Source organism: Mesorhizobium ciceri WSM4083 (assembly GCF_000519305.1).
Lineage (GTDB): Bacteria > Pseudomonadota > Alphaproteobacteria > Rhizobiales > Rhizobiaceae > Mesorhizobium > Mesorhizobium ciceri_B.
In genome coordinates, this window is the sequence record NZ_JAFG01000022.1 from 1 (window position 1) to 22,884 (window position 22,884).

20 protein-coding genes and 5 pseudogenes are annotated in these 22,884 nt (G+C 58.0%); 11 read left to right on the plus strand and 14 right to left on the minus strand.

The window, feature by feature from the left end:
* Positions 1-306, minus strand: coding sequence for a LexA family protein (locus MESCI2_RS0124225; protein WP_032901297.1), 306 nt, complete (start codon positions 304-306; stop codon positions 1-3).
* Between the two features lie 45 nt (positions 307-351).
* Here MESCI2_RS0124225 and MESCI2_RS0124230 point away from each other — a divergent pair, with 45 nt between their 5' ends.
* The gene (locus MESCI2_RS0124230; protein WP_027038787.1) at positions 352-1,476 is read left to right on the plus strand and encodes an IS630 family transposase; all 1,125 of its coding nucleotides are present in this window, start codon (positions 352-354) and stop codon (positions 1,474-1,476) included.
* A gap of 104 nt (positions 1,477-1,580) precedes the next feature.
* On the opposite strand, the pseudogene MESCI2_RS1000000137330 reads toward MESCI2_RS0124230, so the two are convergent.
* Positions 1,581-1,709: pseudogene (locus tag MESCI2_RS1000000137330) on the minus strand (transposase domain-containing protein); the annotation flags it as partial.
* Positions 1,710-2,025: 316 nt separating this feature from the next.
* Between MESCI2_RS1000000137330 and MESCI2_RS01000000135390 the strand changes: the two are divergent.
* Positions 2,026-2,487, plus strand: a complete 462-nt coding sequence (locus tag MESCI2_RS01000000135390; RefSeq protein ID WP_050596664.1) for an IS3 family transposase — start codon at positions 2,026-2,028, stop codon at positions 2,485-2,487.
* A 33-nt stretch (positions 2,488-2,520) separates the two neighbouring features.
* Here the strand turns inward: MESCI2_RS01000000135390 and MESCI2_RS1000000138090 are convergent, their stop codons facing one another.
* The 3 genes and pseudogenes from MESCI2_RS1000000138090 to MESCI2_RS01000000135400 form a co-directional block, all read right to left on the minus strand.
* A complete protein-coding gene (locus MESCI2_RS1000000138090; protein ID WP_155936662.1) occupies positions 2,521-3,033 on the minus strand; it encodes a hypothetical protein in 513 nt (170 codons plus the stop codon).
* A gap of 496 nt (positions 3,034-3,529) precedes the next feature.
* On the minus strand, positions 3,530-3,949 hold the full coding sequence (locus MESCI2_RS1000000136275) for a transporter substrate-binding domain-containing protein (RefSeq protein ID WP_245270450.1): 420 nt from the start codon (positions 3,947-3,949) through the stop codon (positions 3,530-3,532).
* Positions 3,950-4,403: 454 nt separating this feature from the next.
* A pseudogene (locus MESCI2_RS01000000135400) lies at positions 4,404-5,250 on the minus strand (IS256 family transposase); the annotation flags it as partial.
* A 463-nt stretch (positions 5,251-5,713) separates the two neighbouring features.
* Between MESCI2_RS01000000135400 and MESCI2_RS0124265 the strand changes: the two are divergent.
* A complete protein-coding gene (locus MESCI2_RS0124265) occupies positions 5,714-6,316 on the plus strand; it encodes a 4'-phosphopantetheinyl transferase family protein (protein WP_245270452.1) in 603 nt (200 codons plus the stop codon).
* A 441-nt stretch (positions 6,317-6,757) separates the two neighbouring features.
* Here the strand turns inward: MESCI2_RS0124265 and MESCI2_RS1000000138965 are convergent, their stop codons facing one another.
* The 3 genes from MESCI2_RS1000000138965 to MESCI2_RS0124280 all read right to left on the minus strand — a co-directional run bounded on the left by MESCI2_RS1000000138965 (position 6,758) and on the right by MESCI2_RS0124280 (position 9,337).
* Positions 6,758-7,432 carry a glycine cleavage T C-terminal barrel domain-containing protein gene (locus MESCI2_RS1000000138965; protein WP_245270453.1) on the minus strand — a complete coding sequence of 225 codons (675 nt, stop codon included), beginning with the start codon at positions 7,430-7,432 and terminating at the stop codon, positions 6,758-6,760.
* A 125-nt stretch (positions 7,433-7,557) separates the two neighbouring features.
* The gene (locus MESCI2_RS1000000137335; RefSeq protein ID WP_081738881.1) at positions 7,558-7,977 is read right to left on the minus strand and encodes a DUF2267 domain-containing protein; all 420 of its coding nucleotides are present in this window, start codon (positions 7,975-7,977) and stop codon (positions 7,558-7,560) included.
* A gap of 430 nt (positions 7,978-8,407) precedes the next feature.
* The gene (locus tag MESCI2_RS0124280; protein ID WP_027038796.1) at positions 8,408-9,337 is read right to left on the minus strand and encodes a 2-oxoglutarate and iron-dependent oxygenase domain-containing protein; all 930 of its coding nucleotides are present in this window, start codon (positions 9,335-9,337) and stop codon (positions 8,408-8,410) included.
* A gap of 1,023 nt (positions 9,338-10,360) precedes the next feature.
* Here MESCI2_RS0124280 and MESCI2_RS1000000138970 point away from each other — a divergent pair.
* Positions 10,361-10,558 (plus strand): annotated as a pseudogene (locus tag MESCI2_RS1000000138970) (helix-turn-helix transcriptional regulator); the annotation flags it as partial.
* Positions 10,559-11,042: 484 nt separating this feature from the next.
* Here the strand turns inward: MESCI2_RS1000000138970 and MESCI2_RS0124285 are convergent.
* Together MESCI2_RS0124285 and ectB are read right to left on the minus strand one after the other, a co-directional pair.
* Complete coding sequence (locus MESCI2_RS0124285; RefSeq protein WP_027038797.1) at positions 11,043-11,885, minus strand: hypothetical protein; 843 nt, start codon at positions 11,883-11,885, stop codon at positions 11,043-11,045.
* Entirely contained in the window at positions 11,875-13,134 is a 1,260-nt protein-coding gene (ectB, locus tag MESCI2_RS0124290) for a diaminobutyrate--2-oxoglutarate transaminase (protein WP_027038798.1), read from the minus strand. Before ectB ends, MESCI2_RS0124285 begins: the two co-directional genes overlap by 11 nt.
* Before the next feature lie 991 nt (positions 13,135-14,125).
* On the opposite strand from ectB, the gene MESCI2_RS0124295 reads away from it, so the two are divergent.
* The 7 genes and pseudogenes from MESCI2_RS0124295 to MESCI2_RS01000000135405 all read left to right on the plus strand — a co-directional run.
* Complete coding sequence (locus MESCI2_RS0124295; RefSeq protein WP_027038799.1) at positions 14,126-14,446, plus strand: HesB/IscA family protein; 321 nt, start codon at positions 14,126-14,128, stop codon at positions 14,444-14,446.
* A 26-nt stretch (positions 14,447-14,472) separates the two neighbouring features.
* Positions 14,473-14,934, plus strand: a complete 462-nt coding sequence (locus MESCI2_RS0124300; protein WP_027038800.1) for an iron-sulfur cluster assembly scaffold protein — start codon at positions 14,473-14,475, stop codon at positions 14,932-14,934.
* A gap of 236 nt (positions 14,935-15,170) precedes the next feature.
* Positions 15,171-15,806 (plus strand): 7-carboxy-7-deazaguanine synthase, encoded by a 636-nt coding sequence (queE, locus tag MESCI2_RS0124310; protein ID WP_027038802.1) that lies wholly within the window; start codon positions 15,171-15,173, stop codon positions 15,804-15,806.
* Positions 15,803-16,156: a 6-carboxytetrahydropterin synthase QueD gene (queD, locus tag MESCI2_RS0124315; RefSeq protein WP_027038803.1), complete on the plus strand. Its 354-nt coding sequence runs from the start codon at positions 15,803-15,805 to the stop codon at positions 16,154-16,156. The genes queE and queD overlap by 4 nt, the downstream gene beginning before the upstream one ends.
* A gap of 4 nt (positions 16,157-16,160) precedes the next feature.
* A pseudogene (locus MESCI2_RS0124320) lies at positions 16,161-16,364 on the plus strand (7-cyano-7-deazaguanine synthase); the annotation flags it as partial.
* Between the two features lie 137 nt (positions 16,365-16,501).
* Complete coding sequence (locus MESCI2_RS0124325; RefSeq protein WP_027038805.1) at positions 16,502-17,842, plus strand: ISNCY family transposase; 1,341 nt, start codon at positions 16,502-16,504, stop codon at positions 17,840-17,842.
* A gap of 192 nt (positions 17,843-18,034) precedes the next feature.
* A pseudogene (locus tag MESCI2_RS01000000135405) lies at positions 18,035-18,615 on the plus strand (7-cyano-7-deazaguanine synthase); the annotation flags it as partial.
* 487 nt (positions 18,616-19,102) lie between these two features.
* On the opposite strand, the gene MESCI2_RS0124340 reads toward MESCI2_RS01000000135405, so the two are convergent.
* The 4 genes from MESCI2_RS0124340 to MESCI2_RS0124360 all read right to left on the minus strand — a co-directional run bounded on the left by MESCI2_RS0124340 (position 19,103) and on the right by MESCI2_RS0124360 (position 22,486).
* On the minus strand, positions 19,103-19,393 hold the full coding sequence (locus tag MESCI2_RS0124340) for a hypothetical protein (RefSeq protein WP_155936663.1): 291 nt from the start codon (positions 19,391-19,393) through the stop codon (positions 19,103-19,105).
* A gap of 400 nt (positions 19,394-19,793) precedes the next feature.
* Positions 19,794-20,753, minus strand: coding sequence for a S8/S53 family peptidase (locus MESCI2_RS1000000138570; RefSeq protein WP_081738883.1), 960 nt, complete (start codon positions 20,751-20,753; stop codon positions 19,794-19,796).
* A 221-nt stretch (positions 20,754-20,974) separates the two neighbouring features.
* Entirely contained in the window at positions 20,975-21,898 is a 924-nt protein-coding gene (locus MESCI2_RS1000000138100) for a S8/S53 family peptidase (RefSeq protein ID WP_027038808.1), read from the minus strand.
* Positions 21,899-21,961: 63 nt separating this feature from the next.
* Positions 21,962-22,486 carry a hypothetical protein gene (locus MESCI2_RS0124360; RefSeq protein ID WP_245270454.1) on the minus strand — a complete coding sequence of 175 codons (525 nt, stop codon included), beginning with the start codon at positions 22,484-22,486 and terminating at the stop codon, positions 21,962-21,964.
* Between the last annotated feature and the right edge of the window lie 398 nt (positions 22,487-22,884).

Sequence of the window (22,884 nt, forward strand, 5' to 3'; positions counted from 1 at the left end):
CTAGTAGCTCTGCACAGAGGATTTGACAGGTTCGATGGGTTGCAACCTGGGTAGGCTATCGGGTTCGACGAGCAGTTCGATGCTTCGTGCAACACCAGGCTGTCTGCGGATCAATCCGGCACGCTCGAGGGTGAGCACCATCTGATGGACGGAAGGCGCGGTGACGCCGAAGAAGCGTTGCATGTCGCGTTCGGCCGGCGGCTGGCGGTTGACCTGCATGTAAGCCCAGATGAAGGCGAGATACTGCCCCTGTTTGTCGGTGAATCGGGGTCGGGCAGGCGGCTGTCGGTCAAGCAATTGATTCATTTGTCGATTCATCCGGAACCTCCGCACCCGAAGGAGGCCATCCGGATGAATATACGCTATCGCGTCGATCTCGACCAACCCGAACGCGACGAACTCATGAGCATACTGCGCAGCGGCAAGCATCCGGCGCGCAAGCTCAAGCGGGCACAGATCCTGCTCGCCGCCGATGCCAGCCACAGCGACGAGACCATTGCGACGACGGTGGTGGTCGGCGGCTCCACGGTCTACCGCACCAAGCGCCGTTTCGTGGAGATGGGTCTGGAGGCGGCGCTCAGCGAAGAGCCGCGCCCCGGCGCGGAGCGCAAGCTGAGCGGCAAGGAGGAAGCCTTGCTGGTGGCCACCGCCTGCTCCAACCCGCCGCCCGGGCGGGCCCGCTGGACACTGGAGCTGCTGGCCGACGCGTTCGTCAAGCTGACCGAGCATGAGCAACTGTCGCGCGAGACAGTGCGCCGGCGCTTGGCCGAGAACGATCTCAAGCCGTGGCGCAAGGACATGTGGTGCATTCCCAAGGTCAACGCCGAGTATGTCGCGCGCATGGAGGATGTGCTCGACCTCTATGCCGAGACACCCGATCCGGCGCGGCCGGTCGTGTGCTTCGACGAAAGCCCGACCCAGCTCATAGGCGAAGTGCGCCAGCCCATCCCAGCCGCACCGGGCAGGCTGGAGCGCTATGACTGCGAGTACAAGCGCAACGGCACCGCCAACCTGTTCGTCTTCCTCGACGCGCACCGCTCATGGCGCAAGGTGAAGGTCACCGAGCGGCGCGCGGCCGACGACTTTGCCCACTGCATGCGCGACCTCGTCGACATCCATTATCCCGAGGCCGAGCGCATCCGGGTCGTCCTCGACAATCTGTCGACCCACTCGCCCGCCGCGCTCTATCAGGCCCTGCCGCCATCACAGGCGCGACGCATCCTGCGACGGCTGGAGTTTCACTACACGCCCAAGCACGCCAGCTGGCTCAACATGGTCGAGATCGAGATCAGCGTCCTGCGCAGCCAGTGCCTCGACCGTCGCATCGAAAGCCGCGATAGCCTCGTCGCCGAGGTCGCCGCCTGGCAACACCAACGAAACGCCAGTGGCGCCCGCATCAACTGGATGTTCTCAACCCAACAGGCCCGCCTCAAAATGGCCAAGGCCTACCCAAAGCCAACCGTCAAAGAGTCATAATCTCTGTGCAGAGGTACTAGCATGGCTAGCAGCCCACCTGCTCGATGCCGAAGTCACGTCGCACGGACTGTGCTTGACGCGCAGATCTCATTGATGTGCATATATTAAACGGCCGCGGGGGCGATGCCCTCGCGGAGCCAATTCCAAGGGAGAAGTTCGTCGACCCCCTGTACTGGGTGGGCTGCTACGCGCGCCAGGATATCGGCGAGCCAGGCGCGCGGGTCGACGTCATCAAACACCGGCGCGGTTCTGATGCGTTGGAAGGGTGGCTGCCCCCCTAGGATGGAAAACGGGCTCACGACCACATCGCCGGGCCGAGCATCAGACGGGAGACAACCATGAAACAGTATATCGGCCTCGACGGCTGCGATCGGACGAATCTGCGGTCGGGAGTTCGGAAGTGCGGCGGCTTGACGAGCGCGTTCGCGACCTCGAGCGGCTTCTCAGCCGCAAGACCCTGGAAGTGGAGATCCTCAAGGACGCGCCGGCCAGGTCGGAGTCAAAAAAACCGAACTTGCGGCTCTTGTCGCAGCCGAGGGACGGTTCCCGATGAAGGCCGTTGCCGAGACCCTCGGGGTGGCTCGTTCCCATCTCCATGACAAGGTGCATCGCCTGGTGAAGCCGCGCGGGCCTTATCGCAAACCCGACGACGATGGGCTCTTGGAGCTGGTTCGCCGCCTGATCGACGAACGCCCTACCTATGGCTATCGTCGCATCACAGCCCTGCCGAACAGGGAACGCGCCAAGACGGGCGAACCGGCCGTCGATCACAAGCGCGTCTTCCGTATCATGCGCCAGAACACCATGCTGCTTGCAGTCACACGGGCCGCAGGACCGGCAGCATCCATGACGGCAAGGTCATCGTCATGCGCTCGAACCGGATCGTCTTCTGTCATGCCGTCGCTCGGCCGCGAATTCGCCGCCAGGATGATCGAGTTGGGGAACGCGGTGTCGTCCCTATCGATATGTTTGCCGATCTCCTGCAGCCTTTTCTCGCGATATTCACGCTGAATTCCGCCAAGATTGTATGGCCTGCTTGCGTCGTCAGTGTGCTCGGCAGTGAGGACGTCGCTGAAGCAGACATCGAGAAGCAGGCGAGCCGGCAGTGCTATTACCCAACACTCTGCGAGTTCCTGCCGAACGCGAAGGGCCCTGGTTCGATATGGGAACGTGGTCATGATTCAAAACCCCAAGGTCGCCACCCAGGGGACGATCGGTGCTGCCTCCTAAGGCCGCTTGGTCCAGTGGCTCGTCAAAAAAGTCGGGGTTGTCAGCGTTTGCTATCCACCAGAACCAAAGCGAGACAAGAGAAGCCAGCGTTCCGATGGACAGCGACAAAGTGGTAGAAAGGTTGCGGTCGAGGACTAACCAAAAACCTACAGCGGCGATAATTGTTGTGCCAACGAACGCGACCGCGCGGAGCGCCTTCAGATATTTCCCCAGCACGATCTGGAAGCATGTCGAACCGATCAGGGCGGGAAAAAATGTGGCCATTGCTGTGCGTACGGGCAAAAAATCCGTAGGCGATGGCGCCTTTGCCGCGTTGATCAATTCCACCCAGATTCCTAGGCCGCCTATCAGCACCACGCTGCCGAAAAAGAAAAAGACAAACGTTGCATGCGCGGCCGGTCGCGTAGTCCGACGCCAAACGTCACGGCGGAGTTCGCTCCACCCTCCTTCAGCCGCTCCCATATCACCTTTCACCATGAGTCCACATGCGTGAACTCGGCACAGCCATGGCGGCCAGCTCGCGTAGGAGAAGCATCTACATTCAGCTCTTGATTTTTAGACTGCAACCCCCATAGCCACTAATTTAAATTGAGATCAACAAGACCAATTGCAATATACATTTTTTTGAATTTCAGTGTAAAAATCGCTGACGCTCAGTAGCGATCATCCCCCTGCTTCCGACTTGCAAAGCGGTATGCGCTAGCGGTCCAGTCCCTTTCGCCTACGTCACCTTTACGCATCGCCACAATTGTTTGTGTAAGTTGCGTTGTGACGGGTGCTAGCAGTTGGCATAAATTTGGGTGTCCGGAACGGGCCTTCTCCATCACCCATTGGGACGAACTTGGACGCCAGAAACCGGACGAGATTTGTGCTGTTCGTTTGCTTGAGGGGTCGACAAGTGGCGAAAAGCTTCGCATCTGGCGTAAATTTGTCTCCTTCGGGCGTTCTCCCCACCCAAGACCAGCAGGACGCCCATGGCGTCGGCAATAAGGTCGAAGCGGCCGGCCTGCAGGCCGGGGATGAGCGCGCCCCATTCAGCACTGACCAGCTCTACCTTGCCGGCCCCCATTTTCTTTAAGACGGCCAGCATAATCGTATTGCTTATGCCGAGCGGTTCATTGTTGGATCCGGAGTAAGCCCATGGAGCATCATTGGAGTAGCCGATCCGGATCGGCTCTCCTTTTTTGATCTTATCGAGTAGCGAACCCGCCGAGGCTGACCCCGCCACCAAGCCGATTGCCAAAGCCGCAGCACCCCAAGCAGCCAGCCCGTTCAGAACCACGCGCCTGAAGAGGTTTGTTCTGCGCTCGAAAAAATGCCATTTTGTTCATCTGGTAAACTCCTTCCATTTCGTTGGCCGCTAATCGCAGTGCATGCGTTTTTGTTGACCGCCGGGGCAGTTCCCCTTTTTGGAGCGATGCAATCGAACTACCCATCGGACTGTCGTCCAACTGGCGCTAATCACAACGCTCGCCTGGTGAATCTAGCAGCCGCAAGGCGCCGCTTTTGTGCGACTTTTCAATATGGACGCAGGAAGTCGGCTTTCTGAGGGCTAAGATGCTGCGCGGCGATCAAGTCGAGATTGCGCCGATCGAACACTCCAGCGACAACGAAGATCGTGTCCCGCTGCCTGGGGCATTGGTCGCCGTGCTCTCCGGCATGGGCCGGGCAGATCAGCGCGCGACGGCAGAGGCTGATCAGGGGATCAGCGGATCAGTGCTCATCCGGCTGATAGTTTCCAGGGTCATATTTCTGGCCCGCTGCACTGCCCATTCATCGTTCTGATCGAGCAGGATTGCGCCGACCAGGCGCTTAATCGCATCGGCGTTCGGAAAGATTCTGACGACTTCGGTGCGCCGCTTGATCTCGCCGTTGAAAAGTTCGATCGCATTGGTAGAGTGGAGATTGGCGCGATGTCCCTTGGGGAAGGTCATGTGGGCCAGCACGTCGGGCTGGGCGTCGTCCTTGATTGTCGCCAGCTTCTCGGCACCTTCGGCCGGACTGGTCGGCGACGTCGCGCCATTGGATGCTGGTGGCTTCCGAGGTCTCTTGGGCAAACGCAGTGGCGATGAAGGCTGAGACGACCCTGCGGCCGCTCTTGCCGGCATGCCAGCACATTCCTCATGAAGTGGACGCGGCAGCGCTGCCACGTAGCACACAGCACCTTGGTGACGGCGGCTTGAGGCCTTCGTGGCATCGGAGACGACGAGCTTGACGCCGCGCAGGCCGCGACGTGGCAGCTTGCGCAGGAAATCCGTCCAGATCGGCTCGGCGAGGTGCCAATCTCCATGCCTAGTACCTCGCGCCGGCCGTCCGCCTTGTCCCCCCCGCAATGATGACGGCGATCGAGACGATGCGCCCGCCGCGGCGACCTTGCCGTCAATCTCTCGCAAAGTCGCGAGACCTGGCTCTTGGAATGCCGCTCATCCCCATAGCTTTGACCAGGTCGTCAACCGACCGGGTCGAAATGGCTTGTACATAAGCTTCCCGGATGACGGCGGTCAGCGCCTTCTCGGCCATGCGGCACGGTCGAGGAAACCCTGGAAGTTGGGGAGCACAGGATTTCGCTCGAGTAGAGTAGGCCGCGCTGTTCCTGTTCAGTCAGCTTTTCTGCGTGGTCTACGTGTGTTGTAGTCCATCCTTTTTTGGCCTCATTGGTGGTCAGTTCGTTGTGATCATCCTGCTTCAGTCACTGGGGAGAGTACGTCTGAGAGCAGTCGTTTCCATCGCGCGGCAGGGATACTTTTCATCCGTATTGCTATTTCCAGTCTTTTGGGTTTTTAAGGGACTGTCGGCCAGCCGGGGCCTCTTGCTGAGATATGTGGCCGGGCTGGTTGCTCTGTCTGTAATGTCGCTGGGACAAAGACGGATGTTGCCGCAGCGCGGCGTGCATGAGCCGCCCGGCAGCACATTGTGGCCGAGAGAGCGAGGAAATCTGAATACGCTGCTCCCCCCAAATGTTGCCGTACAAACCTGTCGGGCAAGTGATCTCAGCCGGGTCCTGGTGATGGCTGAAGAAGAGAGCGCAATCGCCACTGCAGTCGATAGCAGAAGACGCGAATTCTCGATCGGGCGGGCCTGTGCTAGGGCGGCTTTGTCCAAGCTCGGCTTCCCTCCCTGCGCGATCCCAGTTGGACCCCACCGTGAACCAGTTTGGCCACCTGGTGTCGTTGGCAGCATAACACATACTGCTGAATTCTATGCCGCCGCCGTCGCTCAGCATGAGAACTATGCTGCGCTTGGAATCGATGCAGAAGCCGACGACGAGTTACCGTCTGGTGTGTTGGAGCTCGTTTCGGTTGATGAGGAGCGATATTGGCTGGCCAACGCACCCGGGAACCTCAATTGGGACCGGTTGCTCTTCAGTGCTAAGGAAAGCATCTTTAAGGCATGGTTCCCGCTCACACGTGAATGGCTGGGCTTCGAGGACGCGGTGGTCACCATCATGCCGCATAAAGGAACATTTTGCGCTCGGGTTCTCCACACACTCGTGCCGGTCGACCATCATGCGCGGGAGCTTCGCGGCCGGTTCGTCATCGCCAATGGACTGATACTCACCGCAGTCTTCGTTAAGATGCCACAAAAGGGGGCATCATCTTCGGCCGTTTGATTTGCGCCCGGTGCCGCGCCAAGCGATGCCCGGCTCGAGCGGATTTAAAAGGTCGGTCCTTGTTCAAGGCAGCCGTCACAGCTCGGAGCGTATCGTGTTGGATGACGCGTCCAACATCCCGCAGCGGCATTTCCATTGTCAGACCGCGAAGCGCAAGGCAAGCAACTGAATACGCTTATCGCTCACCGGTTTCGAAACCATCACAGGCCTGGCGCTGACCACGCAAGAGCGCAACCTCAAAGAAGAGCTCGCCAATCACAACCTTTCTCAAACGCGTGCTGGCGGTTGACGATTCGCCATGCAAAACCTGTTCATCGACGCTCTCAGCGCGCCACAAGGGGCCTCTCGGGTTCGTCATGATGCCGTGCCAGTGCGCATCAGCTCACTGTGTTTCGAGTTGTCAGACGTACGTCAGCACAGCTCCTTCTCACCCTTCGCTCATCACCGCTTAGCCCGATCTCCATTTGGATCGAAAAACGCCCGCAACGATGCGTCGGCCTCGTAGAGGTTCCCCGCGATCTCAATTTGCCATCGACTGTTGTCAATCAGGTCCTTCGTTACACCCGCCGAGTGATGAACATATCCCATTCCAATTGACGTGCCGATCGTAAAACTTTTCACTCCCGACGAAATATAGCCGACAATCCGGCCGTCGCAGCGAATGAGTTCCTCGTGAAAAAGTATCGGGTTGGGGTCGTGCAGCTTAAACGATACCAGTCGTTTTTTTAAAGGCATATTGTTTTTCTGGGCTGACAAAGCCTCCTTCCCAATAAAACAACCGGACCGCCCTCGTCGGACAACACCTTCGTTGCAGCGGCCGGAAAGGTGGACCATTGGCGCGGAGACCACCAACGAGCGCGCTCGGTGAGCGCGATCACAAGGTCCCGGCAACCCGGGACACAGCCGGGCGATCACCTGAGCCGGAAAACGGCAAAGTCGGGCGGTCCAGAGAATGGTATTGGTACAGACCACGACCCAACTCCCTGCCTTCCACAGAACTTTCGAACTCGCCAAACTCACTTCACAGTGTCCTGCTGGGTGCGCCTCACCTGAGGGTGAATCGCGCGCGGCGGCGACGATCGATGCCAGAATGCCATCTTGAATACCAACTGCCATGCGACACCTCGCGCTTTTGAAGTCTAGGCCGGATTTGCGCAAGTTGCTCAACGACATCAAGGGCTTGCCGTCGCTAGGATTCAAGAGTGCCTTAATAGCTTTCTTTGCTTTTGAAGACATCTATCTCAGACTGGCCAAAGGTCGTTCAGCACTCTTGGTGTGGCGGCCTTCGCCTCTTGGATCTCTGTTGCAGACATACGGTCCGCCAACTGGCCTAGTACCGAGCGGGCAACCTCTTCGGGATCGACCGCCGGGTCGCGGTGCACGCCTTCGTGGATCCGGGCAAGGAACGACTTTCGGTTTGTCGCTTTGGCGCGCCGGGCGGGATGCCAACCTTCGTAATAAAATCCACGCAGCAACGCTGGCAGCTGCGCGCCGATGTACACGGCCTCGTCGCGATCCAGGCAATCGCGCAGGGGGTGGAGCGTCGCAATCAGGACCCGGTATACCCGCCCGCGTTCATGCCAGCGAAGTCTCCACGCCAGCTCGCTGATCCAATTCTGGGTTGCTTGCAGCGCATAGTTCGGGCCAAGGCTCACGTACATGAGTATTCTCCGGTCCGTAAGGTTGTCAGCATCAGACTAATCGCCATGAAGTCGAGGTGCATTTTGCCGGCATTGAGGGTGGACCTGACCTGGACAGGCGGCACTAGCGCTGAAAAGAAGATGACTAAAAATCGGCTTCCGTTCGCCGCCTGCAGGATGATGCCGATGTCGATGTGGCTTAGATTCTGAAGTCGGCCTTCCGCTCACCGCGTAGAGTCTAGAGGCAAGCCAGACGTCAGCATTCGCGCGGCTCAGCGAGCGTGCCGCAGCTTAATCATCTCGACTGCTCCACTTCCTCTTTCGAAATCATCACCTCAGGGCAGCAGCACACGAAAAAACCGTGGCGCTGCAGATTGCTTGAAAAGTACCGCGCGGACCTCGCGCAGCCACAACTCAATGAGTATGCGCATGCTAGAGAAAAACCGGACACTTACTGCAGCTCGCGCGCGCGCCCGGCACCATTCCCGGTTTCTATTGACGCCATATTGGCTAGCATCATTTCCGCGACGTTGAAGGTGTGCCGCCCTTGCCGCGAAATCAGGCTAGCGTCAATGTCTGGATAGATAAAGAAGGGAAGCGAAATTCGATCACTCAGACCATTGTGCGCGACCTGATGCGGCGTACTCATGAAGCGATCGTCGCTCAGGGCCTGAAGCATATCGCCCAAATTGACTACGAGACTGTCGGGCAGGCTCGGCACTGGCATCCAGCGCCCGCGCAACCACACCTGCAATGACCGGGTGGGTAGTTCCTCTTGCAGCAGCAGCGTGAAGAAGCCACCGTCGGTGTGCTTGGCGCACGTGCCGCCGCGAGCTGGGTATCGAATTACGCGTTGCCCCAGCGTCGGCGGGCTGAAATGGCGCCGGAACCAGCCTTGTTCCAAACCGATCAAGTCGGCAAGCTCGGTTCCGAGCTGCGGGATAACTCCGCGGAGCACGGTAGCCTGCAAAGCAAGCAGGCTCGGCGCGAAACCAGGAGCCACGACTTCATCCGGAAACAGCGTGCTCCCGGCAAACGGACGACGGTCGCCTTCGCTGTCGATTCCGAGATCAAACACTTCCTTTGGATCGCGGCCGGCGTCGCGATGTAGAATTTCGACGCGCAATGGACTGTATCCACGGGCGATAGTGGGATACATGCCTTGAGCTGCGTGACCGAAGCGTTGTTTGACCGACTCCGGCAACGCGAAGAACCGCCGGGAAGCCTCGATCCCTTGCACAATCTGCTCCTTCGGTATGCCGTGCTCGACAAGATAGAAGAACCCGTACTCCTGGCAGGCCATTTGTAGGCGACGCCGCTCTTCACGTTGGGTTGCATCGGCGCCCAGTTTCGCAAGTGAAATTAGTGGCAGCGCGTCCATAATCGTTCATCCCTTGACGTTTTCGGCCTTGTGAGGCTCCTGAAAGCTTGGAAGTCACATCCTTGCCCGCGATACATCTCCCAACTTGGTGCGTTGGACATACACAATTTTCTAACACGTTGTCGGGAATAGTAACATTACAGCTACAATAGGACTCCCCAGTATATTATTAAAACTGACAATTATCGCGTAACATTTCTGACCCAAGACTGCTCGACGTCACGTGGCAATCAGCCGGAAACCCGGTCGCTACCAGACCATTCAACGAAGCCGCTGACGCGGCATGTGTGCCTCCTGGTGCGCAAACAGTTTATGGCGCAGCAAGAACATCGACCGCCGCAAACGCCAATTGCGGTCCATACCGACGTGCGGCTTTCGCTGGTCAACTTGACGCCGGCCGACATCGCCGGCGGAGGCGCCCGGTTTAAGCTCAAGGCAAGGCCGTCACCCAGATCATCGACCCGCCCGAACAACTAGCAGCGCTTCCAATTCCTGCTGCGCGGTCGACGCAACTTCAGCTGACATACGGCGGCGCCTTGTGTGCTACTACGAGCAACACATCGATGTCGGTGACGCCGTGATCCTCCTCGAGTTGAGCCCAACCTGCTGGAGAGAACCGTTTGTCGGCCAGTCTCGGGCCGGGAACCTGGGGGACTAACACCAATCTCGCTGCTGTGTAGTTTGCATGCCGACATCGTTCCGCTAGGTTTTCATTCTCGGGAAGATGTTTTTCGTCGATTAATTACGCCGTGTACAAACTTGTCACGCGGAAAACGACGAACAATCTGACAATGTATATTCCGGAACGCGAATGTTGCACTCGAATAACGTCGAGGCAATACATATTTACGACAATTAACCAATTCAATTGCCCGTCAGATGCTAAATCGATCAGACTTGCCCAGGAAAGGCGAACAGCCCGTAGCTTTACACCCGGCAGTTCGTGCCCACTGGCAACATCCTGCAAACGGCTGCGGAGCAGAGACTGTGGAAGACCGACCGATCAGAGGCGCTGAGGAGACACCTTCCCTTTCGCCGAGAGAAAAGGAGTGTATCCTGTGGACCGCGAAAGGAAAATCCTCCTGGGAAATTGGCCAAATCATAGGCATTTCAGTGAACACAGTTAACTTTCATATTAAGAACGTCATGAGAAAGCTGGACACTGGCAGCAGGACTACAGCCGCCATAAAGGCAATGAAATCTGGAATTATTGAAATGTAAGCTACGCTTATAGATTAGGAGCGCGTAGCATTCCGATTTCTCGGCCGTTCTGTTGCGGAGAATAACATCTCTTTGGCAGAATATTTTCACCTAGATGTGCCCAGCGGCGGGTGCACCAATCGGGTCCATTTCATGAGTCGAAGGTCGGCAGCGTCCACTGCGCGCCGCGCGATCTATCATCGAGGAGGGAGACGTCTTGCCTGTAGTTTCTCCCGTTGCTTCTATCTTTGCTTGACCTCACCTCGCGGTGCATGCTCGGCTACGCTCTTTGAAACGTGAGACGATGCCAGCTCCCAACTCCCAGGAAGGTTCGGCAACAACAGCCTGTGGCTCACGGAGGTCGGGGCTCTTATAGGCCGTGATTAAGCGGACAGAGATAACTTCTAAGTCAACCGCGCACCAGGCAGTGACGCGATAGACAATCGGTACCTGTGTCGGCGAGGGGTGGCACCTAAGGCGCCCCGGCAGGATTGGCCATCCAACGTCAGGTCCACCAGAGAACAAGATCCGGTCGCGCAAATCCGAAAAAGCAATTCAGCAGCACGCGACGCTTTCCGTTGCCTGATTGACCGGTAACCCCATGAACGAAACCGCCGTCAAGTAGCGCGATATCCCCGGCCTTGAGCTGGATTTCGCGACTAGGCACGGCCTCGAGATAAGCTGCGGAGTAGGGATATCCCGTGGTCTCCACACCCTGCGCCTTTCGATCTGCGACTGTCGGCTTGTGACTCCATAGCCTCAAGTTTCCACCTTCCTCAGGCATGCTGGGATAAAAGTTGAGTGCTGCGACGGTGTTGTGCGCCACCGCAGAAAGCTCGTAATCGTTCCCAGCACGTAACACTTGAGCGACATCGTCGTGGGGGTCCAAGGAAAATGTGCCGCTTCCGGTCCAACTGAGAGCCCGACAAACGTTCGCCTGACCGTGTTCTGAGCGCGCCAGCCGCAATTCAATGCCTTGGTTGTGAAGCTCGCGCTTCAACGCGTCGAATAGGGCTCGGACCGGGTCAACTAGATTGCCAAAAAGGGCGTCAACGTGCGGCCGCGCATTATCCGCCTCCTTGAAATAGGTGGCTGCATCCTTCCTGTAGTGGGATGCGCCGACATATTGTCCGGGGACGCCATCTTTGCGCTCGTTGAGACCGGGGCTGCCAAAAAAATTCGTGGTGATCTCCTCAGCTACTACGGTGCTGAAACCTTGCTTGATGTGAAGAGCCGTGATCTCACCTTTAAGGACCGATATGATGTCCGCAGTGCTGATCGAGCCGGTTCGTTCCTTGATCGTAAGAGGCGAGATGGCCGGCGTTTGAGGTACTTGGTTAGTCGCCATTGGTTTTCTCCTGAAGTGCCAGATCGAGGATGGCAATGCCGTGATCGAGTTCGTCATCTGAGATGGTTATCGGCGGAAGGACCTTGATGACGTCGCGATTTGGCCCCGAGGACTCGATCAGCAGGCCGTTTTCGAATGCGACATCGTGCACACGGCCAACAACGGCCTGTGAATGGCACTTGAGTCCGGTCATCAGACCACGGCCGCGCTTTTGTTCGATGCACTTGGGGAATTTCGCAACGAGGCGATCAAGGTGTTCTTGCAGTTTGACGGCCGTCCGCTCGACGGCTGTAGTAAACTGCCTATCGGACCACATTGCGCACATGGCCGCGGAAGTCACGAAGGCGAGATTATTGCCTCTGAAAGTCCCGCTGTGTTCTCCCGGATTCCATATGTCCATGTCGGGGCGAATCAGAACTATGGACAACGGATTACCTGAACCGCTTAGCGATTTCGAAAGACACACGATGTCGGGCTCGATTTTCGCGAACTCGAACGAGAAGAAATCGCCCGTTCGACCCGACCCTGCCTGAATGTCATCGACGATGAAAACAACGTCGTGCTTACGGCAAATGCGCTGAATTTCTGAGAGCCATGGTGCGGATGCGGTGTTCATGCCGCCTTCTGCCTGGATGGGTTCCAGGATGATTGCGGCCGGCTTTTCTATCCCGCTGCCTGGGTCGCCCAACACGTGACCGATGTAACTCGCGGAATCGAAAGTTTGGTTCGGATAGTTCTCGTAAGGGACACGGATCACATCGTGGCGAGCAACGCCGCCAAGCTGTCTGGTTGACGCTGAACCCGACACCGCCAAGGAGCCGAGCGACATGCCATGGTACGAATTTGTGAAGGCCATGACACTTGAGCGGCCGGTATATTTTCGCGCCAGCGCCAACGCCGCTTCGTTAGCGTTTGTCCCGGTCGGCCCAGGAAACTGTATCTTGTAAGAAAGGCCCCGGGGCTTCAGGATCGAATCGACGAACACTTCGATGAAATCACGCTTTGCAGATGTATACATATCAAGCGACAAGACAATATTTTGATCGGCGAGATATTGAATTGCCGGCCCAATGATATCCGGGTTATTATGGCCGTAGTTGAGGGCACCTGACCCTACAAGGAAATCAATATATGGTTTTCCTGACTCGTCCCAGATTGTCGCCCCAAGTGACTTTTTAAAGACTGTTGGAAATGATCGTCCATATCGACGAACGTTAGACTCATAAGCTTCAAAAATGTCGATATCCATTAAATAACCTCATACGGCTCGCGATCAACGCTGCAGGTTCTATGTTCACACATTCCAAACCATTGATTTCGACGATTAGCTGTGGCCAATATCGGACGTGCAGTGAATGTATCATTGTCAGCGACTTGCATTCGCTAAGAGTCTGTAAATTTGTTTGACGAATCTGTTGCAACGCTTTGGGTATCGACAGCGTGGCAGTACCCGCCTTTGCGGCAACGTTATCGGTGGCGTTGTTGGCGAGGGCGACTGACACAACCGCACCGCTTTTCCAGCATGACTGCAACCACGCTGCTTGTATTTCTCTACGTCGGCCGCAACGGATCCTTGCCGACAAGTAGCTGTGGCTAATAGCAATTTCTCTCCTTCGATGTGACGGCGAGACCGGTGCTCGCTCGAGTTTGGCTTTGGAACGCGGGCGAGCCAGACCGCGAATTGGCGACAGAAATGGATTTGGCCGCGACCTTTAATCGTGGCCGTGGCCGCCTTGGCGGTGATTGCGCTGTTCCCTCGGCGGCGTGTTGGCCCACACCTGGCTTCACGGCATATTGAATGCCTCAGTCGGCCCTCGCGAGATGGCGGCCGCACTACAGTCCATGGACCGAGCACGCGAATGGTATTCGGCACCCACCAGCCGACGCAGAATCGACGGCGCCTGCTTCGAGAAGGCGCGATCGATGCGGCTATCGACCACCCGGTGTTCGCCACCGACTGCGTGGTCACGACGGCGCGGCTTTTAGAGCGCGGCACACTAAAAGTTCCCAGCGTTACACTGGTCAACATTCATATGACCGGAAATGCTGGCTCAGGCGACGACACTGGCGATTTGTCCGACGCCGCTTCTGTACGGAAAGTTTCACTCTGTCCGACATCCGACAATTGTTGGATGTCAGACTGGGCGCCAAATCCGCCAACCCGTTGTTTTATGGATTGGTGCTCTCTGGCACGTTCTGTGCAGCGTGGCTTGCGAACGCATCAGCAAGAAAATAGTCCCATGATCACACTCACGGAAAACGCCGTCGCTGCCGTCAAGGACGCGCTTTCCCGCGCCGACGAACCGGCGGAGGGCTTTCGCATCATGGTCGAGGCGGGCGGCTGCGCCGGCCTCAAATACCTGATGGGCCTGGAACGCGTCTCGCGCGAGGGCGATGCCGTCATTGAGACGGGTGGGGTCAAGGTGTTTGTCGACGCAACCTCCCAGCCCCATCTCGCCGGCATGACCGTTGACTTCGTCACGGACCTGGATTCCTCCGGCTTTGTCTTCGACAATCCCAACGCGCGGCACAAATGCGCCTGCGGCAAATCCTTCGGCTAGCCGCCATCACGACAAGGATCGGTGCCATGCGGGACGACACCGACAACGTCTACATCATCAGCGACAAGATCTATTTTATCGACCCGAACAATGTCGGCGCTTTGGACGCCCCCAATGCGGCAGGCGAGGTCGCCGCCGTCGCCTGCGGCAGTGGGCTTAAATTGACGATGGGTTTCGACCGTAAGACCCAAATGATCACCGCCGCAGCGTTCCAGACCTTCGGCCGCGGCTCGGCAATAACCGCCTGCTCGACATTTACGGAATTCATCCTCGGCAAGACCATCGATGAAGCCCTTCAGATCGCCGATCAGGACATGGCGGATTTTCTCCGCGCCCTGCCGCCGCACACGACATACTCATCGCACGAGCGCCTCATCCTGGAGCGCGGCTTGCGGCTGATGAGCGAGTTCTTCCGTGCCGTGAGGCAGGCTTTCGAGGAGACGCCAGGATTCTCACGCCTAGTCCTTGTCAAGGCATCATCGCCATGAGCGACGTGATAGCGGCGTTTCTCGTAGTGATAGGCTTCGAGGAACCAGAGATCCTTGCCCGCAACCTTCCCCCACTGAACCCTAATTCCGTGTGGAGTTCGGCCGAACCGGTTTTCGGCATCGGGTCTCGACGGTGGACCGAGCTGCAAAACCTGCAATGGGGCATTTCCGACCTTTTGCCGCGTCTCGTAAGCGAGCAGAGGCGCTCCCTTGCTCGGCGGAAGGTTGCGTAAGCAATGCCATATGCGGTCAAGGAAATTTTCTACACCCTACAAGGCGAAGGACGAAATGCCGGGCGGGCCGCCGTATTTTGTCGTTTCGCCGGCTGTAACCTTTGGTCGGGACGTGAAGGCGACCGGGCAAGAGCATTCTGCGGGTTTTGCGACACCGATTTCGTTGGGGTAGATGGCCCCGGTGGCCGACATTTTGACACCGCGCGGGGGCTTGCGTTGGCGGTCGAACAAGCCTGGCGCGGGTCGGGAACTGGGCAGCGTCTTGTCGTGCTCACCGGAGGGGAACCCCTCCTCCAGATCGATGAAGAACTCCTGGAAGCGCTGCATTCCCTGGCGTTTGAAATTGCCGTGGAGACCAACGGTACCATTCCCACACCCGCCGGCATCGACTGGCTGTGCGTCAGTCCGAAATGCAATGCACGCCTCGTGGTCATGGCAGGGGACGAGCTAAAGCTTGTATATCCTCAGATTGGCGCGGAGCCCGAACATTTCGAACTTCTCGCGTTTGAGCACCTTTTGCTTCAGCCGATGGATGGGCCCGAGCGCGAGGCGAATACGGCCGCCGCAGTGGCCTATTGTCTTGCCAACCCACGTTGGCGCCTGAGCCTGCAAACCCACAAACTTCTCGGGATCCCATGAAAATTACGCAAGCTTTCACCTTCGAGGCAGCGCACTGTCTTCCGCGCGTGCCAAAGACCCATCGCTGTCACCGCGTGCATGGCCACTCATACCGTGTGGAACTGCGTCTGGAAGGGCCCGTCGATCCAGACACGGGCTTTGTCATCGATTTCTTCGATGTCGAGGCTGTGTTCGAACTGCTTCTACAACGTCTCGACCATCAGTATCTGAATGAGATTGAGGGTCTCGACAATCCGACAGCGGAAAACATTGCGGTCTGGATCTGGAACCAAACCAAGCCGCTTCTTGGCCAAATGTGCTCGGCAACAGTCTATGAGACACCGCTGTGCTGGGCTGAATACGGGGGTTGACCCGATGCAACGAGATCCGGGAACCGCACTCGTCCTTTTCTCCGGCGGCCAGGATTCGACAACCTGCCTGGCCTGGGCGCTGGAGAACTTCGAGCGCGTCGAGACAATCGGCTTCGACTATGGGCAGCGGCATCGGATCGAGCTCGATGTGCGGCCCCACCTGCTCGGGCGCATTCGAACAGACTTTCCGGCCTGGCGTGGGCGACTAGACTAGTTTCCGTCCGTAAACGGCAAGCGATTGATTCTATTGGGTGAATCGTAGCTTTGCGCGAGCAAGGCCCGGCGGTTTCAGGTATCTTGGATCATGCCACTGATTCCAAAGTCCTGCCACCGCCGGAGCCGACAATGCGCCAAGAACGCACCGACCAAGCGAGTATATTCGATGTTTTCGCCACGCACGAGATCGGACGCGAACTGGAGGCAATGTCGCGCTGGCTGGACGAGCATCGCGATCTGCTTGGCTTGGTGGCGCGCGATTTGGTCCGGGTCGGTGTCAAGGCTACCGGACGGCAAGGCCTGCCTGCTGAAGCAGTGTTGCGTTGCGCGCTTCTCAAGCAATACCGGCAGTTGAGCTATCAGGAGCTGGCGTTCCATCTTGAGGACTCTGCCTCGTTTCGCGCCTTTGCCCGCCTACCATTGTCATGGAGCCCCCAGAAGTCGGCGCTGCAAAAGACGATCAGCGCGATGCGGCCCGAGACCTGGGAAGAGATCAATCGGGTACTGCTGTCGAGCGCTCGACAGGCGAAGCTCGAAGACGGCACGGTGGTGCGGCTGGACAGCACCGTGACCTCGGCACTCATGCACGAGCCGAGTGACAGCAGCCTGCTTTGGGATGCCGTGCGGGTCATGGTGCGCCTTCTAAAGCGAGCTGATGTCTTGATTGGCGGCACCAGCATGGCATGGCGCGATCACTGCCGTGCAGCCAAGAAGCGGGCTCGCAAGATCCAGTTCACGCGCGGCCGGCCCAATCGCGTCCAACTCTATCGCGAGCTGATCGCTATCACCCGCGCGACCCTGGCCTATCTGGAGCAGGCGAGCGAGCGTTTGGCCGTGGCGAGCACACCGTCCATAGCCCTATGGCAGATCCAGGTTCGCCGTTATCGGCCGCTGGTCGAACGGATCATCAGACAGAGCGAGCGGCGGGTGTTGGCCGGCGAGCCGGTGCCCGCCGGCGAGAAGTTGGTCAGCCTGTTCGAGGAGCATGCCGATATCATCGTCAAAGGCAGCCGCGATACCGAATACGGCCACAAGCTCAATCTCACCACCGGCAGGAGCGGCATGATCCTCGATCTGATGATCGAAGCAGGCAACCCAGCTGACAGCGACCGCTTGCTGCCGATGCTTTTGCGCCACATCGCCCTCTATGGTCAGGCACCACGGCAGGCGGCCGCCGACGGTGGCTTCGCCACTCGCGCCAACCTGGCCACGGCGAAGGCGTGGGGCGTTTCCGACATGGCCTTCCACAAGAAAGCTGGCCTGAGGATCGAGGACATGGTCAGAAGCAAGTGGGTCTATCGCAAGCTGCGCAACTTCCGCGCCGGCATCGAGGCCGGCATTTCATGCCTCAAGCGTGCTTACGGTTTGGCGCGTTGCACTTGGCGCGGCCTCGATCACTTCAAGACCTACGTCTGGTCCTCGGTCGTGGCCTACAACCTCGTCATCTTCACCCGCCTCAAGCCGACCTGAACTGCCCCCCGGGATCGCGGTTGCGCTGCGCCGACCTATGCCGGCCGCCACCGAGTGCCCTTCATCGCACCGATCACGCCATTTCGGCGACAAACAGCGCTATTCGATCCGTCCATGCCCGTCAAAGGCGCTTTCCGTCGGGCTCAAGTCATTGTAAACGCACTGAAATACGCACGTTTATGGACGGAAACTAGACTAGGCGAGGACCACATGATTGACATGGCCGTGCTCGGCCAAATCAGCGATACCGCGCTCACGCGTGACGTCGAGGTCGAACTGAACGCGAACGGTCTAACAAATACCTTCGTGCCTGGCCGCAACCTTCTGTTCCTCGGCTTTGCGGCCGCGACAGCTTACCGGAGATGGGCGCGAAACACCTCGTGATCGGCGTGTCCGAGACGGATTGTTTCAGCTACCCGGATTGTCGAGATGACGCAGTTAAAGCGATGCAACTTGCCCTGAACCTTGGAATGGAGACGCGTTTCGTCATTCACACACCCCTCATGCGGCGCGACAAGGCGCAGACCTGGGCGCTGGCGGATTGGCTGGGCGGCGAGGCGCTGGTGAAGCTCATCTGCGAGGGAAGCCACACCTGCTATAGCGGAGACCGCGAACATAGACATAGCTGGGGTTTCGGTTGCGGGACCTGCGTCGAGTGTAATCTTCGCGCAGCGGGGTGGGAGCAATTCCGATCCTGCAAAGAGGCACCCGTAGCCGCCCATGAAAAACGTGAGCGCCCAGATCCAGGCCGACGGTGGCAATCTGTTCCATAGATCGTTTCCTTCTGTTTGTGATATTCAGCACGACCAGGGTAGGCGCCTTCGATGCCGTTTCTTAGGGCTGTTCCATACCATCGACCTTGATGATCTTCGCAAACGCTATCAAGGGAGATCTCACCCGCCCGGCGGGGCTAAGAAGAGAAGAAAATAATGGAACGCAAGCTTGATGACGTGATCGCAGCCTCCCTGAGCAGCGTCGGGAGCGTGTCGACGCACGTTTCGAAGAGTCAAAGGACGGACGTCGAGAGCCTCGGCGAGCTGCGCCGTGCGGCCGGGGAAGCGCAGGCAGAGATTGCCTCGACATCAAGATCAAGCAAGCCCCTGTTTCGAAGATCGAGAACCAGGCCGATATGTATCTGTCGACACTTGAGAGCTACTTAGAGGCGATCGGGGGACAACTCGACCTCATCGTCGCCTCGCGCGCACCCCCCCGTATACAGCGGCTCAGCTACGTCGTAGCCCTCACGCACGAAGTGCTAGTCTAAAAGAGCGCCAGGTGGACGAACCCGCCCGAAGGCAACGCGCCGGCTGAACGCGCCGACTCGGTCAAAATTGCCGAAGACGTCTCGTCGACGCTTGCTACAGGTATGAGCAAGGCCTCGTTAAGCCGGATACCGATCTGCGCGCTGTCACGCTCGCGGCCCTTCCCTCGCCCATGCTTGGCCCAGCTCACCACTGCGCTGGGGGGTCCCGCTATGTGCTCGCCGGCGACGACCAGATAGAGCACGCTTGAGTCACAGTTTTCACACCTGATCAAGAAGATCTCCAGCATATTCTCTCCGGCGATGTCGTTCAGCTGAAATAGCAACGCAAAACTCGTTTAATAAGCGCTGCTTGAATTGGTCGGCCGCGCTCTCCGACCACCCATCAGACCCTTGGGGATTTCCAGCGCTTTCCTTGCGATTGAGACGAAGCGATCCACATGTCGGCACGCTGCGATGAGGCGACCATCGCCTCGGAAACGTAGGACGACCACCCGATCGACATCTGCGTTTTTGCCGGCTTTGCAAGCGCAGCCAGACCGCCAGACCAACAGACTTCGATAAAACGCGATGACTCTTGTTCGCGATTGGATCGGGACGAACCGCGCGGTTTCTGGGTCAAATTCTGTGAGGCGATTTTTGTGGCTCTGACGCCTCACAGAAAGTTTAGCTGCTCAATCGGATGCACGTCTACCTGATCGAAACGGGTGCCAGTGCCCTCGAAAGACTGGCCTCCCCGCGACCATAAGTCGCCGCATCATAATTGACGAGCGTGTCGGTCCGGGCTGTATCCAGAAGCTGATTGGTAATCTGCGTCGGTGTTGCGGACGTGAACTTGCTGCCAAGGATAGCGGCATAGCCTGCAACCACAGATGCCGCGACAGACGTTCCGGGTAGGTGAGTCTTGTCCGCCTCTACCCCCACCGTCAGGAAGTGGTTCTGCACCTCCGAATCTGAACCGGCGTAATTCGAATAGGAGGCGAGCTTTGCCTTGTTTTCGGGAGTGCCATTGCGCTCCAGTGCACCCACAAAGATTGCCGATTGCTTCCCAATCAGGTCGAGAGCAAGGAAATCAATATCCCCATCGGCAAGGGTATCTACCGCTACGGACCCGTTGCCGGCTGCCTTTGTGAAGACCGCAGCACCCGCCCGAGCCGCATCGACAATCGACTGCTCAAGCCGGTACCCGCTCACTGGTTCGTCAAGGCCATAGCTCAGATTAATGACATTGAGGCCCTGCTTCAGCGTGAGCGGAACTTGTTCCGAATAGTCAAGCTCGCTTATGTTTGCGCCAGGCGCGACCATGCCGGCTGCTTGAGCGACCCACTGCCCATGTCGCCGCCATTGGGGGCCATGGCCGAGATCCCCCACCTGTCCCATGTCACCTGTGAAGTTATCTATGATAGTTACCGACACGCCAGACCCATTATAGCCCGAGGCCCATGCTGCGCCGACGTCCGGGCTCATCCAGCAAAAGGTGCCATCGGCATTTTGTGGGCAACGCGAGCTGCTGCCCTCCATGGCTGGCCTTGCAGCTCCTCCATCGCCGGCGAGCCTGGATTGGAGTTCATCGGCGAAACCGGGTGGTGCCGACGTCCATAAGATAAGACTGGCAAGGTACGCCATCGGCAACAATCGCTTTATCTGCATTCAACTCTCCTGTTTGAACTGTTCTTCTTCAATAAGACGAAGCATTTCACCATGGCTGGAACGACCTCTGAACCAGAGACCGATGTTCAGCGGATTCAGATGAGCGTTCGCCGGGTACTTCAACGTGTCCGCCAGCCGGAGCAGCCACGCCACAGACGGCAATTCACAGCCTGGGCGCCGCGATCCACCCACGTTCGGACGCATGAGGGTAGGGTGGCAGTCTAGTGAATCGAAACGGGTGCCAGCGCCCTCGAAAGGCTGGCTTCGCCGCGGCCGTAAGTCGCCGGATTGTAGTTGACGAGCGTATCGGTCCTGGCCGTATCCAGCAGCTGATTAGTAATCTGTGTCGGAGTTGCGGACGTGAACTTGCTGCCAAGGATGGCGGCATAGCCTGCAACCACAGGTGCCGCATGAGACGTGCCGTATAGGCCAGTCTTGTCACCCTCGACACCCACGGTCAGGAACTGGTTCCGCACCTCGGGGTTTGAGCCGGGATAATTCGAGTATCGGGCCAGCCGCGTCTTGTTCCCGGGAGTGCCATTATGGTCGAGCGCACCCACGAAGATTGCCGATGGCGCCCCGATCGGCCCGAGGGTTAGCTCATCGAAATCCCCTTCGTGCGGCCTACCTACCTCGCTGCTGCGGTTGTCGGCACTCTTTGTGACGATGGCAGTGCCCGCCCAGGCGGCATCGACGATCGCCTGCTCGCGTGGATGCTGGCTGATATTGAGGCCGTGCTGCAGCCCGATCGAAGACCCCTCGAGATAGCCATACTTGAATATGTTTGGGCCAGGGGCGACCATGCCGGCAATTTCAGAGACCCAATCTCCATGTCGCTGCGTCTGCCTACCGCGACCGAGATCTGCATCAAATGGCTGTCCCGTGAAGTCATCTATGACGTTTATCGATACGCCGGAACCGATAAAGCCTGATGTCCATGCTTCACCAATATCCGGGCTCATCCAGCAGAATGTGCCGTCGGCATTTTGTGGACAGCCCGAGCTACTGCTTTCCGCGGCTGGAGTACCGGTCGTTCCTTTGCCGCTGACACCGGCATCGAGATCACCCGCGAAACCGGGTGCAGCCAACAGGCACGCGATAAGACCGACAAGGAAACCTGCCGGGAACAATTGTGTTTTGTGCATAACCAACTTCCTGTCTGATTGTTCTTCATCAACGAAAATTTACGGCCTTCCCTTTCACCATCGCTAAAATTCACCCCTGAACCGAAGGTCGAGTTTCCATCGGCTTGGCTCGAGGTTTGTCATGTATTTCAACGTATCCGAGGGCCGCAGTTGCGAGGCCGCCAGACGGCAATTCACTGTATGGAAGGCGCCGACGGCGCCATAGTCAGCCGTGCAAGGTCGTTCCGTCAGATTCCCGCCCAAAATCGAACTGACGGTGAGAGAAAGCGTCGTGGACGGCGTCGGTCGCTTTTGCAGAATAAAGCCGAGTTTCACACTTGGGCCGATTCGGACCTTTTCGGCGCGTTGTCCGGTGCTAGCGCCCCACAGGAGACCGAAATCATCCGACAGCTGCGTCAACATTTCAAATCGCATGTCGATCCATTTGCTGTGGTACCACTTGTCGAAAGACACTTTGGTACCACCCGACAGCTCGTATCCGCCTTGTCCCAGATGGTTAGCGGCCGCGGTTAGCTCCGAACCCTGGTAAATGCCGACAAGGCTGGTCTCCTGTCCGTTCGCTGCCATAGCGCTGACGAAGAATGCCATCGCGAAGAGGACGTACCTCGCCAGCGGTATGCACATCTGCAGCGCCCATTGTTGGACCCGCCTGCAAATCATGTAATCGACACGCGTACTGCAGTCCCTCGCCGCATCTTCAAACCGCACGGAAGCTCTAGCGGCAGACGCAGGGCTGCCAGCGGGCAACGTATTCATTCGCAACAAACCTGTGCTCCCCCGTCCTTCAACTTTGTCGAGCCATCTCTTCGCTCTTCCCTGGCAAGCTGCTCCCGCCCGATCAGCGAAATCACGCAAAATTCATGCCATCTAGATGAGCGTGTAAGAGAAGGCATTATGTAATTTGTTTTCAAGCGGCTTAGACCAAAACGTCCAAGATGCCGGCCAACCAAGGCGGCGTCGTCAAACCGACAAAGCCGACACAATTG